Here is an 11,570-nt window from a genome sequence, read left to right as displayed (position 1 = left end):
CCGTCGGGGTGCCCGGCGGGCCTCAGTTCGCGGCGCCGCCGCGCCCGGTGTCGAGCAGGCCGACCTCGCGGCCGAGGCGGTGGACGGCGTGGGCGAAGAACGCCTCGGGGGCCTCCACGACCCGGTTGAACTGGCCGAACAGCTCGAAGGAGATCAGCCCGAAGAGCTGGGACCAGGCGGCGACGAGGGTGACGGCCACGGAGGGCGGCAGGTCGGGCGCGAAGTCCGCGCTCATCCGGCGGGCCTCGGGGAGCAGGTCGCCGGGGACGCGCGGGAGGGCGAGCCGGCCGGCGCGGTGGGCGTCCCGGGCGACGGCGATCAGGGCGAGCCCGATCCGGGAGGCGGGGACGACGGTGGCCTGCGGGGCGGCGTAGCCGGGGACGGGGGAGCCGTAGATGAGGGCGTACTCCTGCGGGTGGGCGAGCGCCCAGGTCCGGGCGGCGGCGCAGACGGCCGACCAGCGGGCGGGGGCGGGGGCGGTCCGTGAGCTCTCGAGAGCGGCTTCGGCGGCCGCGCCGAGGGCGTCGTAGGCGTCGACGATGAGTGCGGTGAGGAGGTCGTCGCGGCTGGGGAAGTAGCGGTAGAGGGCGGAGGAGACCAGGCCGAGCTCGCGGGCGACCGCGCGCAGGGAGAGCTTCGCGGGGCCCTCGGAGGCGAGTTGGCGGCGGGCCTCGGCCTTGATCGAAGCGGTGATCTCGGTGCGGGCGCGTTCGCGGGCGCCCATGACGCCGTGCTCCTTACTCATGGAGAGCAGTGTCCCACGTTCGGATCGGTGCACCGGAACGAGAGCAGTGCTCTTGCTTTGGAGCACCGCTTCCGTCCATACTCGTGTCAAGCGAGAGCACTGCTCTCGACAACGACGGGGGGTTGGCGTGACGACGACGCACTACATCCGGCCGGGCCGCTTCGACAACGCGGTCAACGGGGTGATCGGTTGGCTCGCCCGGCGCGGCGTGAGCCTCGCGGGGACGGCGGAACTGTCCGTGCTCGGCCGCAGGAGCGGCGAATGGCGCCGACTCCCCGTCAACCCGCTCCCGTACGAGGGCGGCCCGTACCTGGTGTCGGCCCGAGGGCACTCCGAGTGGGTGCGCAACCTGCGGGCGGCCGGCGGCGGCCGGCTCCGGGTCGGCCGCCGCACCCGGGAGTTCACGGCAGTCGAGCTCCCCGATGCCGAGAAGCCGGTGATCCTGCGGACCTACCTGGAGAAGTGGGGCTGGGAGGTGGGCCGCTTCTTCGGCGACGTCGACGCGAGGTCCACCGACGAGGAGCTCCTCGCGGCGGCCCACAGGCACCCCGTCTTCCGGATCACCGTGACGTCGTCGTGACGGCGGGGGCCTCGTCGCCGCCCTCGCCCCCCGCCCCGCGTCCGCTCCGGTCGAGGGCCGACAGGGCGCGCTGCGCGGTGGGGTGGCTGCGCACGAGCTGCCCCAGGGTGGTGGAGCCGCGGGTGATCCGCGCGAACGCGTTCCACGCGGGGCGCACGCCGGTCAGCGTGGCGTGCAGCAGTCCGGGGCGGCGCTCGAAGAGCGTCAGCATCCGGCGGCCGACGGCCATCTCGACCCCGAGGCCCGCCTTGACTGCGAAGGCGTAGTTCAGCGCCTGCCGCCGGGCGTCCACCCCGTCGCCGGCCTCGGCGATCCGGACCGCCCACTCCCCCGCCAGCCGCCCCGAGCGCAGGGCGAAGGAGATGCCTTCGCGGGTCCACGGCTCCAGGAGCCCGGCCGCGTCGCCGCAGACGAGGACGCGGCCGCGCGACAGCGGCGAGTCCTCCGTGCGGCAGCGGGTCAGGTGGCCGGAGGAGACCGACGGTTCGAACCCCGCCAGCCCCTGCCGGGCGATGAAGTCCTCCAGGTAGCGCTTGGTCGCGGCGCCGTCGCCCTTGGCGGAGATGACACCGACCGTGAGGGTGTCGCCCTTGGGGAACACCCAGCCGTAACTGCCGGGCAGCGGGCCCCAGTCGATGAGGACGCGGCCCTTCCAGTCCTCGGCGACCGTGGGCGGGACCGGGATCTCGGCCTCCAGGCCGAGGTCCGTCTGCCCCATCCGGACGCCGACGTGTGCTCCTATCCGGCTGGCGCTGCCGTCCGCGCCGACGACCGCGCGGGCCAGCAGCGTCTCGCCGCCCTGCAGGGTCACCGCGACCGTGCGGCGGTCGGGGACGTCGGGGCCGTGCTGCTCGACGGAGGTGACCGCGGCCCCGGTGCGCAGCTCGGCGCCGGCCTTCTGGGCGGCCTCGACCAGGCCGTGGTCGAACTCGGGGCGGTTGACGAGGCCGAAGAGCATGCGGCGGGAGCGGCGGGTGCGGGCGAAGCGGCCGTTCAGCGAGAAGGTGACCGCGTACACCCGGTCCTGGAGGGGCAGTTCGAAGCCGGGCGGGAGGCAGTCGCGGGAGGGGCCGATGATGCCGCCGCCGCACGTCTTGTAGCGGGGCAGCTCCGCCTTCTCCAGGAGCAGGACGCGGCGCCCCGCCGTCGCGGCCGCGTGGGCCGCCGAGGCGCCCGCCGGTCCGGCGCCGACCACCACGACGTCCCACACGTAGCTCTCGGCGTCGCCTGCGTTCTCGCTGCTCACGATGTGTTTCCGCTCCTGCTCGTCCGGTTCGCCGTGGCTGTCGACCGCATCCTACGGCGCGGGCCCGCGAGCCCCCGCTGTGGCAGGATCGACAGCGATCGAGTCGTGTCCCGGGGACCGGCGCCCGACCTCCCGGACGCGTACCCCCGACCACTCCTCGTACCCACAACGTCGTACCTGCCTGGAGCGTGCCCATGTCGCCGAATCCGATCGCCGAGACCGTCGCGGCCCTGATGCCGCGCGCGAAGGACGAGCTGGCGGAACTGGTGGCCTTCCCCTCGGTCGCGGACTTCGACCACTTCCCGCGCGCGGCCAGCGAGGACGCGGCCGGCTGGGTCGCAGACGCGCTGCGCGCGGAGGGCTTCGAGGACGTCGCCCTGCTCGACACCCCCGACGGCACCCAGTCCGTCTACGGCCACCTGCCCGGCCCGGCGGGTGCCCCGACCGTGCTGCTCTACGCGCACTACGACGTGCAGCCGCCGCTCGACGAGAGCGCCTGGACCACCCCGCCGTTCGAACTGACGGAGCGTGACGGCCGCTGGTACGGGCGCGGGGCCGCCGACTGCAAGGGCGGCGTCATCATGCACCTCCTCGCGCTGCGCGCGCTGAAGGCGAACGGCGGGGTGCCCGTCGGCGTCAAGTTCATCGCGGAGGGCTCGGAGGAGCAGGGCACCGGCGGCCTGGAGCGGTACGCGCGCGCGAACCCCGGGCTGCTCGCCGCGGACGCGGTCGTCATCGGCGACACCGGGAACTTCCGGGTCGGCCTGCCGACGGTCACCGCGACCCTGCGCGGCATGACGATGCTGCGGATCACCGTCGACACCCTGGAGGGCAACCTGCACTCCGGTCAGTTCGGCGGGGCGGCCCCGGACGCGCTCGCCGCGCTGATCCGGGTCCTGGACTCGCTGCGCGCGGAGGACGGTTCGACCACCGTCGACGGCCTGGACGCCGAGGCGGTCTGGGAGGGCCTGGAGTACCCGGAGGCCGACTTCCGCGCGGACGCGAAGGTGCTCGACGGGGTGGACCTGATCGGGCACGGCTCGGTCGCCGACCGGATCTGGGCCCGCCCCGCGGTCACCGTCATCGGCATCGACGCCGTGCCGGTGGCGGGTGCGACGCCGTCCGTGCCCGCCAGCGCCCGGGCCCAGGTCAGCCTGCGGGTGCCGCCGGGTCAGGACGCCGGCAAGGCGACGGAGCTTCTGCGCGCCCACCTGGAGGCGCACGTGCCGTGGAACGCGCGGGTGGCGATCGAGCAGGTCGGGCAGGGCGAGGCGTTCCGCGCCGACGTCACCAGCCCGGCGTACACCTCGATGGCCGAGGCGATGAGGGTCGCCTACTCCGGCGAGGAGATGCAGGTCTCCGGCGAGGGCGGCTCCATCCCGCTGACCAACGCGCTCGCCCAGCTCTACCCCGAGGCGGAGATCCTGCTCATCGGGCTCAGCGAGCCCGAGGCGCAGATCCACGCGCCGAACGAGTCCGTATCGCCCGACGAACTGGAGCGGCTCTCGGTCGCCGAGGCGCACTTCCTGGTCAACTACGCGCGCTCGCGCGAGGTCTGACGCGCCGCCGGTCCGCGGGCGTCAGCCGACCGGGACGCCCGCTTCCAGGTTGAGCACCGTGGCGCGTTCGCGGGCGCGCAGGGCCCAACGGAGGCGCTCGTAGCGGACCGGCGGGAGCATGTTGGCCGCCTCGGTCTCGGTGACGAAGCGCCAGCCGCGCAGCTCCGAGCCGGGCAGGAGCAGGCGGTCGGCGTCGGCCGTCTCCAGCCGGCCGCCGTCGAAGAGCAGCCTGAGGCCCCCGAAGCCCGGGGGCCTGGGCTGCTCCCAGTCGACGACGAGCAGCGTCGGCACCCGCTCCAGGTGCAGTCCCAGCTCCTCGGCGACCTCGCGCATTCCCCCGCGCGCGGGCGGCTCGCCCTGCTCGACGACGCCGCCGGGGAACTCCCAGCCCGGCTTGTAGGTGGGGTCCACGAGCAGCACCCGGTCGTGCTCGTCGAAGAGCAGCACCCCCGCGGCGAGCGTCTCGGCGGTCGGCTCGGGGGTCTGCACGATGGCGCAGATGCCCGCGCTGCCGTCGGCGACGGCCTCGGCGATCCGCCCGGCGGCCTCGGCCGGTGTCGCCGTGCTCGTGTTGAGCACGTACGCGTCGGCGGTGAGCCAGGGCAGCGCGGCCCGGTAGGCGGTCAGGTCGTCGGCGTCGCCGGGTGGCGCGAGGCCCTCCTCGGGTCCGGTTGCGTCGGCGCGGGCCGCGAGCCGGGTGCGCAGGATCGTTTCGGCGGGGGCGAGCAGGACATGGCGGACCGGGATCCGCCGGGAGGCGAGCCCGCCGAAGATCTCGTCGCGGTCCTCCTGCCGGAGGAGCGTCATCGGGACCACGAGCACCCCGCCGAGTTCGGCGAGCAGCGCGGCCGCGGTCTCGACGACCAGCCGCCGCCAGACGGGCAGTTGCCGGGGGTCGGCGACCTCGGCCAGCCGCTTGGGCGGCAGCAGCGTGCGCAGCGCCGTGCCGAGCGCGTCCGGGTCGAGGAGCGCGCTGTTCGGGACGAGCTCGACGAGTTCGCGCGCCGTGTCCTTCTTGCCCGCGCCCCTCGCGCCGTTCAGCCAGACGATCACGGTTCCCCCCTCCGTAGCCCTCTGCGGCCTGCCCGCAACACCCTGCCACGAAAACCGCCGCACAGTGAGAGCGCCTGTCCCGCCGCCGCCGGAGCGTCGTCGTCCGCGCCCGGGGCGGGTGTTTGAATGCGCGCATGAGAGTTCTGGTGATCCTGGTGGTGGTGCTCGCCGTCGCCGCGCTGGCGGTCGGCGCGATCCGCCGGCGCGCGGCCGAGCGGGCCGGCGCGGCGCTCGAGCCGGGTCCGGTCGGGATCCCGTGCATGCTCCGGCGCGAGGCGGAGGGCACGCGCTGGCGCGCGGGCACCCTCCTGCCGGGCACCCCCGTGCGCTGGCAGCCCACCCCGGCCCGCGGCCGCCCGCCGGTCGACCTCCCCGCCGACCTGCGCCGCACCGGTGTCCGCTCGCCCTCGGTCCGCGAGGGGATCTCGATCAACCCGGGCTCGACGATCGTCGAGTGCGGGTCGGACGAGGGCGCGGTGCTGATCGCGGTCATGCCCCTGGACCACGCCGCGGTGCGGCGGTCCCTGCCGGGCGACTGAGGGCGGTCCCGGCCGGGGCTGAGCGGCCGGGCTCCGACACGCGCCTCGGGCCCGGCCGGGTCGCCGCCGGTGCCGCCGCGCGCGGCGCGGGCGCGCGCCGGCTTCCCGGCGGGCGCGATCGTGCCACGCGGCCACGGCGGCCCGCGGCGCGGCGCGGTGCCTACCCGAACCCCGGGAGCTCGTCCTGGTCCACCTCGAAGCGACCCGGGCCGGTCGCCCCGCGCAGGCGGAGCTTCTCGCGGCAGCCCTCGCCGAGGCCCCAGCGGCGGGACTCGCGGTCGCGCAGGGGGCGGCCGCAGAGGGCGCACAGGACGCGGGGGCGGTCGCCGGGCTCGGTCCGGGCGCCGGGCAGGGGCTCGTCTGGGGCGGAGTCGGGTGCCGTCATGGCATCAGGTCTACCCGAGGCGGCGCGGTCGGCGCTCCTCAGCCCGCGATCCGTACCGGCGGGTCGTCGCGGGTGATGTCGGGCGCCGCCGCGGCAGCCGCGCCGAGGAGGCCGGCGTCGGTGCCGGTGCGGGCGGGGACCACGGTGAGGTTCCGGACGAACGACAGGGTGGCGTAGTCGGCCAGTGCCGCGCGCAGGGGGTCGAAGAGCACGTCGCCGGCCTTGCCCACGCCGCCGCCGATCACCGCGATGTCGATCTCGACGAGCGTCGCCGTGGCGGCGATCCCGGCGGCGAGGGCGCGGGCCGCGCGCGCGAAGGAGGCGAGCGCGGCCGGGTCGCCCGCCCGCGCGGCCTCCGCGACGCCCGCCGCCGTGTCGTCGCCGTCGGGGCCCGGCCGCCAGCCGAGGTCGAGCGCGCGGGCGGCGATGTTCGGACCGCTGGCGATCCGCTCGACGCAGCCGCGCCCACCGCACGGGCACGCGTCGCCGTCCAGGTCGACGCTGATGTGCCCGATGTGGCCCGCGTTGCCGGTCGGACCCGGGTGCAGGGCCCCGTTCAGGACGAGGCCGCCGCCGACGCCGGTGGAGACGACCATGCAGAGCGCGTTGTCGTGGCCGTGGGCCGCGCCCAGCCAGTGCTCGGCGGCGGTGATCGCCACCCCGTCCCCGACCAGGGTGACCGGCAGTCCGCCCGTCAGCTCCTCGACGCGTCCCACCAGCGGGAACCGGCGCCAGCCGGGGATGTTGACCGGACTGACCGTCCCCTCCCCCGCGTCGACCGGGCCCGCGCTGCCGATCCCGAACGCCCGAGCGCGCTCCCACAGCGGCGAGTGGGCGAGCCCGTCCACGACCTCCCGGACGGCCGCCATGACCGTCTCGCCGCCCTCCTGGGCCGGGGTGGGCCGCTGCGTCCGGTGGACGATGCGGCCCCGGCCGTCGACGAGCGCGCCGGCGATCTTGGTGCCGCCGATGTCCAGCGCGGCGACGAGGTCCTTCTGCATGACGGTCGGGTCTCCCGGAGAACGTGCCTGAGGTGGGGGGTTCCCCCATTCTCCTCGGTGATGACAACGTTGTCCAGGGCCTATGCTCGTCGCGCGACCCCATGATCCCGGACGAAGGACAGCGCACGTGGCCGACTCCGCCCGCCGCCCCGCCTCCCGCTACGGCAACCGCCCCACCATGAAGGACGTCGCCGCCCGCGCGGGGGTCGGGCTGAAGACGGTGTCCCGGGTGGTGAACGGCGAGAGCGGCGTCACCGCCGACACCGAGCGCCGGGTCCGCGAGGCCATCGAGGCGCTGGGCTTCCGCCGCAACGACAGCGCCCGGGTGCTGCGCAAGGGCAGTACGGCCAGCATCGGCCTGGTCCTGGAGGATCTCGCGGACCCGTTCTACGGCCCGCTCAGCCGCGCCGTGGAGGAGGTCGCCCGCGCGCACGGGGCGCTGCTGATCAACGGCTCCAGCGCCGAGGACCCCGACCGCGAGCAGGAGCTGGCGCTCGCGCTGTGCGCGCGGCGGGTGGACGGCCTGGTGGTCATCCCTGCCGGGGACGACCACCGCTACCTGCTGCCGGAGCTGAAGGCCGGGGTGGCGACCGTCTTCGTCGACCGCCCGGCCGGCCGGATCGACGCCGACACCGTCCTCTCCGACAGCTTCGGCGGGGCCCGCGACGGCGTGGCGCACCTGATCGCGCACGGGCACACCCGGATCGGGTTCGTCGGCGACCTGCCCCGCATCCACACCGCCGCCGAGCGGCTGCGCGGCTACCGGGCGGCGATGGAGGAGGCGGGGCTGCGGGTCGACGACGCGTGGGTGTCGCTCGGGCCGACGTCGCCGGAGCGCGTCGAGGGCGCGACCGCGGCGATGCTGGCGGGCCCGGAGCCGGTGACGGCCGTCTTCTCCGGCAACAACCGGGTGACGGTCACCGTCCTGCGGGTGCTGGCCGCGCACCCCCGGCCGGTCGCGCTGGTCGGCTTCGACGACTTCGAACTCGCCGACCTGCTCTCCCCCGGTGTCACCGTCGTCGCCCAGGACGCCGCGGAACTCGGCCGCACGGCGGCGGAGCGGCTGTTCCGCCGCCTCGACGGCGCGGCCGGCGGCCCCGAGCGCGTGACCCTCCCGACCCGCCTCATCGCCCGCGGCTCGGGCGAGATACCGCCGGCGTAGCCCCGCCCGCCGGGGCGCGCGCCCGCCCGGTTCAGTGCTCCGCGGCCGTCAGGTCGCCGCGGCGGGGGGAGGCGAAGGCGTCGAGGTCGGCGCGGGTGAGGCCGGACAGGCGGGCGACCTCGCCGACGTCGAGGGCGCCGCAGTCGATGCCCCGCAGCAGGTGGCCGCTGAGCGCCTTGGCGGTGGCGGGCTCGTCCATGACGTCGCCGCCGAGCCGGTTGGCGTAGGCGGCGAGCCGGGCGGCGGCCTGCTCGTAGCTCTCGCGGTAGAAGGCGAAGACGGCGGCGTAGCGGGTCGGCAGGTGGCCGGGGTGCATGTCCCAGCCCTGGTAGTAGGCGCGGGCGAGCGCGCGGCGGGTCAGGCCGAAGTGCAGCCGCCAGGCGTCGTGGACCTTCGCCGTCGGGCCGACGGGCAGCACGTTGGTGGAGCCGTCGGAGACGCGGACGCCGGTGCCGGCCGCGGCGACCTGCATAACCGCCTTGGCGTGGTCGGCTGCGGGATGGTCGCTCGCCTGGTGCGCGGCGCTGACGCCGATGCAGGCGCTGTAGTCGAAGGTGCCGTAGTGCAGGCCGGTGGCCCGGCCCTGCGCGGCGCCGATCATGCGGGCGACGGTCGCGGTGCCGTCGGCGGCGAGGATCGACTGGCTGGTCTCGACCTGGATCTCGAAGCCGATCCGCCCGGCGGGCAGGCCGTGCGCCTTCTCGAACGCCTCCAGGAGCCGGACGAAGGCGGTGACCTGCTCGGCGTAGGTCACCTTCGGCAGCGTCAGCACGAGCCCTTCGGGCAGCCCGCCGTGCTCCATCAGACCGGTGAGGAAGACGTCCGTGGTGCGGATGCCCCGGTCGCGGACGGCGGCCTCCATGCACTTCATCCGGATGCCCGTGTACGGGGCGGCGGTGCCGTTCTTGCAGGCGTCGGCGACCAGGCGCGCGGCCCGGGCGGCCGCCGCGTCCTCCTCGGCGTCGGGGCGCGGCCCGTAGCCGTCCTCGAAGTCGATCCGGAGGTCCTCCACCGGCTCCCGGCGGAGCTTGGCCCGCACCCGGTCGTACACCGGGCCGGCCAGGGCGTCGGAGAGGCCGAGGACGGCGGCGAACGAGGCGGCGTCCGGGGCGTGCTCGTCGAGCGCGGCGAGCGCCTGGTCGCCCCAGGTGCGCAGGGTGTCGGGGCCGAAGGCGTCGGCGGGGACGTAGACGGTGTGGACCGGCTGGCGGGTGCCGGGGTCGCCGGGGTAGCGGCGCGCGAGCTCCGCGTCCACCGGGGCGAGGGAGGCGCCGATCTCCTCGCTCACCGCACCGGCGAGGCTGGTTGCCACCTTGTCCTGCGAACCCATCTCCACACCCTTCGCATCGCTCCTGCACACGCCAGTCTTCCACGACGTGGATTCAACATTCCGTTGAACGAAACTAGCCGGGGCCGTCGACGTGAGTCAACGGCCCCGGCCGGTGGAGCGTGGTGGAGCGCCTGGTCAGCCCTTGCGCGCCTTGACCTCGTCGGTCAGCTGCGGCACGACGGTGAACAGGTCGCCGACGACGCCGTAGTCGACGAGCTCGAAGATCGGGGCCTCGGCGTCCTTGTTGACGGCGACGATCGTCTTCGAGGTCTGCATGCCGGCCCGGTGCTGGATCGCGCCGGAGATGCCGTTGGCGATGTAGAGCTGCGGCGAGACGGACTTGCCGGTCTGGCCGACCTGGTTGGTGTGCGGGTACCAGCCGGCGTCCACCGCGGCACGCGAGGCGCCGACGGCCGCGCCGAGCGAGTCGGCGAGCGCCTCGATCAGCGGGAAGTTCTCCGCGCCGTTGACGCCGCGGCCGCCGGAGACGACGATCGCGGCCTCGGTCAGCTCGGGGCGGCCGGTCGACTCGCGCGGGGTGCGCGAGAGGACCTTGGTGCCGGTGGACTTCTCGCCGAAGGACACCGACAGCTGCTCCACGGCGCCGGCGGCCGCAGCGGCCTCGACGGGGGCGGAGTTCGGCTTGACGGTGATGACCGGGACGCCGGTCGAGACCCGCGAGCGGGTGGTGTAGGACGCGGCGAACACGGCCTGCGTGGCGATCGGACCCTCGGCGTCGGCCTCCAGGTCGACGGCGTCGGTGATGAGGCCGGAGCCGATGCGGACGGCGAGGCGCGCGGCGATCTCCTTGGCCTCGGCCGCGGAGGGCACGAGGACGGCGACCGGCGATACGGCCTCGACGGCCGCCTGGAGGGCGTCGACCTTCGGTACGACGAGGTAGTCGGCGTACTCGGCGGCCTCGGAGACGAGGACCTTCACCGCGCCGTGCTCGGCGAGGGTGGCGGCGGTCGCCTCGGCGCCCGCGCCCAGCGCGACGGCGACCGGGTCGCCGAGGCGGCGGGCGATCGTCAGCAGCTCCAGGGTGGGCTTGCGGACGGCACCGTCCGCGTGGTCGACGTAGACGAGAACTTCAGCCATGGGAATGCACTCCTGCTGCGAAGAAGAAGGGAGGGTCGGATGCGCGGGAGCGCCTAGATGAACTTCTGGCTCGCCAGGTACTCCGCGAGCTGCTTGCCGCCCTCGCCCTCGTCCTTGACGATCGTGCCCGCGGTGCGCTCGGGGCGCTTGGTGGCGGCCTTGACCTCGGTCCAGGCGCCCGCGAGACCGACGGTCTCGGCGTCGATGTCCAGGTCGTCCAGGTCCAGGGACTCGACCGGCTTCTTCTTCGCCGCCATGATCCCCTTGAAGGACGGGTAGCGCGCCTCGCCCGACTGGTCGGTGACCGAGACGACGGCCGGCAGGGACGCCTCCAGCTGCTCGCTGGCCGCGTCGCCGTCACGGCGGCCGGTGACCTTACCGTCCTCGACCTTGACCTCGGAGAGGAGGGTGACCTGCGGGACGCCGAGGCGCTCGGCGAGAATCGCCGGGAGCACGCCCATGGTGGCGTCGGTGGAGGCCATACCGGCGATGACCAGGTCGTAGCCGGTCTTCTCGATCGCCTTGGCGAGCACCAGCGAGGTGCCCATGACGTCGGTGCCGTGGAGGTCGTCGTCCTCGACGTGGACGGCCTTGTCGGCGCCCATGGACAGCGCCTTGCGCAGGGCGTCCTTGGCGTCCTCGGGTCCGACCGTCAGGACGGTGATCTCCGCGTCGTCGGCCTCGTCCGCGATCTGGAGCGCCTGCTCCACCGCGTACTCGTCGAGTTCCGAGAGCAGGCCGTCGACGTCGTCGCGGTCGACGGTCAGGTCATCGGCGAAGTGCCGGTCGCCGGTGGCGTCGGGCACGTACTTCACACAGACAACGATCCTCAAGCTCACGCCGGCTCTCCTACTGCTTCGTCAATTTCTTCG

General features: G+C 74.9%; 12 protein-coding genes. 4 read left to right on the top strand and 8 right to left on the bottom strand.

The features are described 5' to 3' along the window. Positions 1-22 precede the first annotated feature (22 nt). The gene (locus ACFWEG_RS07090; protein ID WP_387210090.1) at positions 23-745 is read right to left on the bottom strand and encodes a TetR/AcrR family transcriptional regulator; all 723 of its coding nucleotides are present in this window, start codon (positions 743-745) and stop codon (positions 23-25) included. 127 nt (positions 746-872) lie between these two features. On the opposite strand from ACFWEG_RS07090, the gene ACFWEG_RS07085 reads away from it, so the two are divergent. After that, positions 873-1,325 (top strand): nitroreductase family deazaflavin-dependent oxidoreductase, encoded by a 453-nt coding sequence (locus ACFWEG_RS07085; protein WP_387210088.1) that lies wholly within the window; start codon positions 873-875, stop codon positions 1,323-1,325. Here ACFWEG_RS07085 and ACFWEG_RS07080 read toward each other — a convergent pair. Continuing rightward, positions 1,306-2,571 carry a geranylgeranyl reductase family protein gene (locus ACFWEG_RS07080; RefSeq protein WP_387210086.1) on the bottom strand — a complete coding sequence of 422 codons (1,266 nt, stop codon included), beginning with the start codon at positions 2,569-2,571 and terminating at the stop codon, positions 1,306-1,308. The two genes, ACFWEG_RS07085 and ACFWEG_RS07080, sit on opposite strands and share 20 nt — an antisense overlap. Before the next feature lie 194 nt (positions 2,572-2,765). On the opposite strand from ACFWEG_RS07080, the gene ACFWEG_RS07075 reads away from it, so the two are divergent. Beyond that, positions 2,766-4,130: a dipeptidase gene (locus ACFWEG_RS07075; protein WP_387210084.1), complete on the top strand. Its 1,365-nt coding sequence runs from the start codon at positions 2,766-2,768 to the stop codon at positions 4,128-4,130. Positions 4,131-4,151: 21 nt separating this feature from the next. Here the strand turns inward: ACFWEG_RS07075 and ACFWEG_RS07070 are convergent, their stop codons facing one another. Further along, positions 4,152-5,183, bottom strand: coding sequence for an NUDIX domain-containing protein (locus ACFWEG_RS07070; protein WP_387210082.1), 1,032 nt, complete (start codon positions 5,181-5,183; stop codon positions 4,152-4,154). Positions 5,184-5,317: 134 nt separating this feature from the next. Here ACFWEG_RS07070 and ACFWEG_RS07065 point away from each other — a divergent pair, with 134 nt between their 5' ends. Further along, a complete protein-coding gene (locus ACFWEG_RS07065) occupies positions 5,318-5,722 on the top strand; it encodes a hypothetical protein (protein ID WP_387210080.1) in 405 nt (134 codons plus the stop codon). A 160-nt stretch (positions 5,723-5,882) separates the two neighbouring features. On the opposite strand, the gene ACFWEG_RS07060 is transcribed toward ACFWEG_RS07065, so the two are convergent. Both ACFWEG_RS07060 and ACFWEG_RS07055 read right to left on the bottom strand, forming a co-directional pair. Further along, a complete protein-coding gene (locus ACFWEG_RS07060) occupies positions 5,883-6,107 on the bottom strand; it encodes a DUF6011 domain-containing protein (RefSeq protein WP_387210078.1) in 225 nt (74 codons plus the stop codon). A gap of 38 nt (positions 6,108-6,145) precedes the next feature. After that, entirely contained in the window at positions 6,146-7,108 is a 963-nt protein-coding gene (locus ACFWEG_RS07055; protein WP_387210076.1) for an ROK family protein, read from the bottom strand. Positions 7,109-7,190: 82 nt separating this feature from the next. Here ACFWEG_RS07055 and ACFWEG_RS07050 point away from each other — a divergent pair, with 82 nt between their 5' ends. After that, positions 7,191-8,270 carry a LacI family DNA-binding transcriptional regulator gene (locus ACFWEG_RS07050; protein WP_387210074.1) on the top strand — a complete coding sequence of 360 codons (1,080 nt, stop codon included), beginning with the start codon at positions 7,191-7,193 and terminating at the stop codon, positions 8,268-8,270. Between the two features lie 31 nt (positions 8,271-8,301). Here the strand turns inward: ACFWEG_RS07050 and ACFWEG_RS07045 are convergent, their stop codons facing one another. The 3 genes from ACFWEG_RS07045 to ACFWEG_RS07035 all read right to left on the bottom strand — a co-directional run bounded on the left by ACFWEG_RS07045 (position 8,302) and on the right by ACFWEG_RS07035 (position 11,537). Then, positions 8,302-9,600: a DUF6986 family protein gene (locus ACFWEG_RS07045; RefSeq protein ID WP_387210072.1), complete on the bottom strand. Its 1,299-nt coding sequence runs from the start codon at positions 9,598-9,600 to the stop codon at positions 8,302-8,304. A gap of 135 nt (positions 9,601-9,735) precedes the next feature. Beyond that, positions 9,736-10,698, bottom strand: coding sequence for an electron transfer flavoprotein subunit alpha/FixB family protein (locus ACFWEG_RS07040; protein WP_387210070.1), 963 nt, complete (start codon positions 10,696-10,698; stop codon positions 9,736-9,738). A gap of 53 nt (positions 10,699-10,751) precedes the next feature. After that, positions 10,752-11,537 (bottom strand): electron transfer flavoprotein subunit beta/FixA family protein, encoded by a 786-nt coding sequence (locus tag ACFWEG_RS07035; protein WP_387210068.1) that lies wholly within the window; start codon positions 11,535-11,537, stop codon positions 10,752-10,754. Positions 11,538-11,570: the final 33 nt, after the last annotated feature.

It is taken from the genome of Streptomyces sp. NPDC060194 (assembly GCF_042728285.1).
Classification (GTDB): domain Bacteria; phylum Actinomycetota; class Actinomycetes; order Streptomycetales; family Streptomycetaceae; genus Streptomyces.
This window is presented reverse-complemented; position numbering and strand designations above follow the sequence as displayed.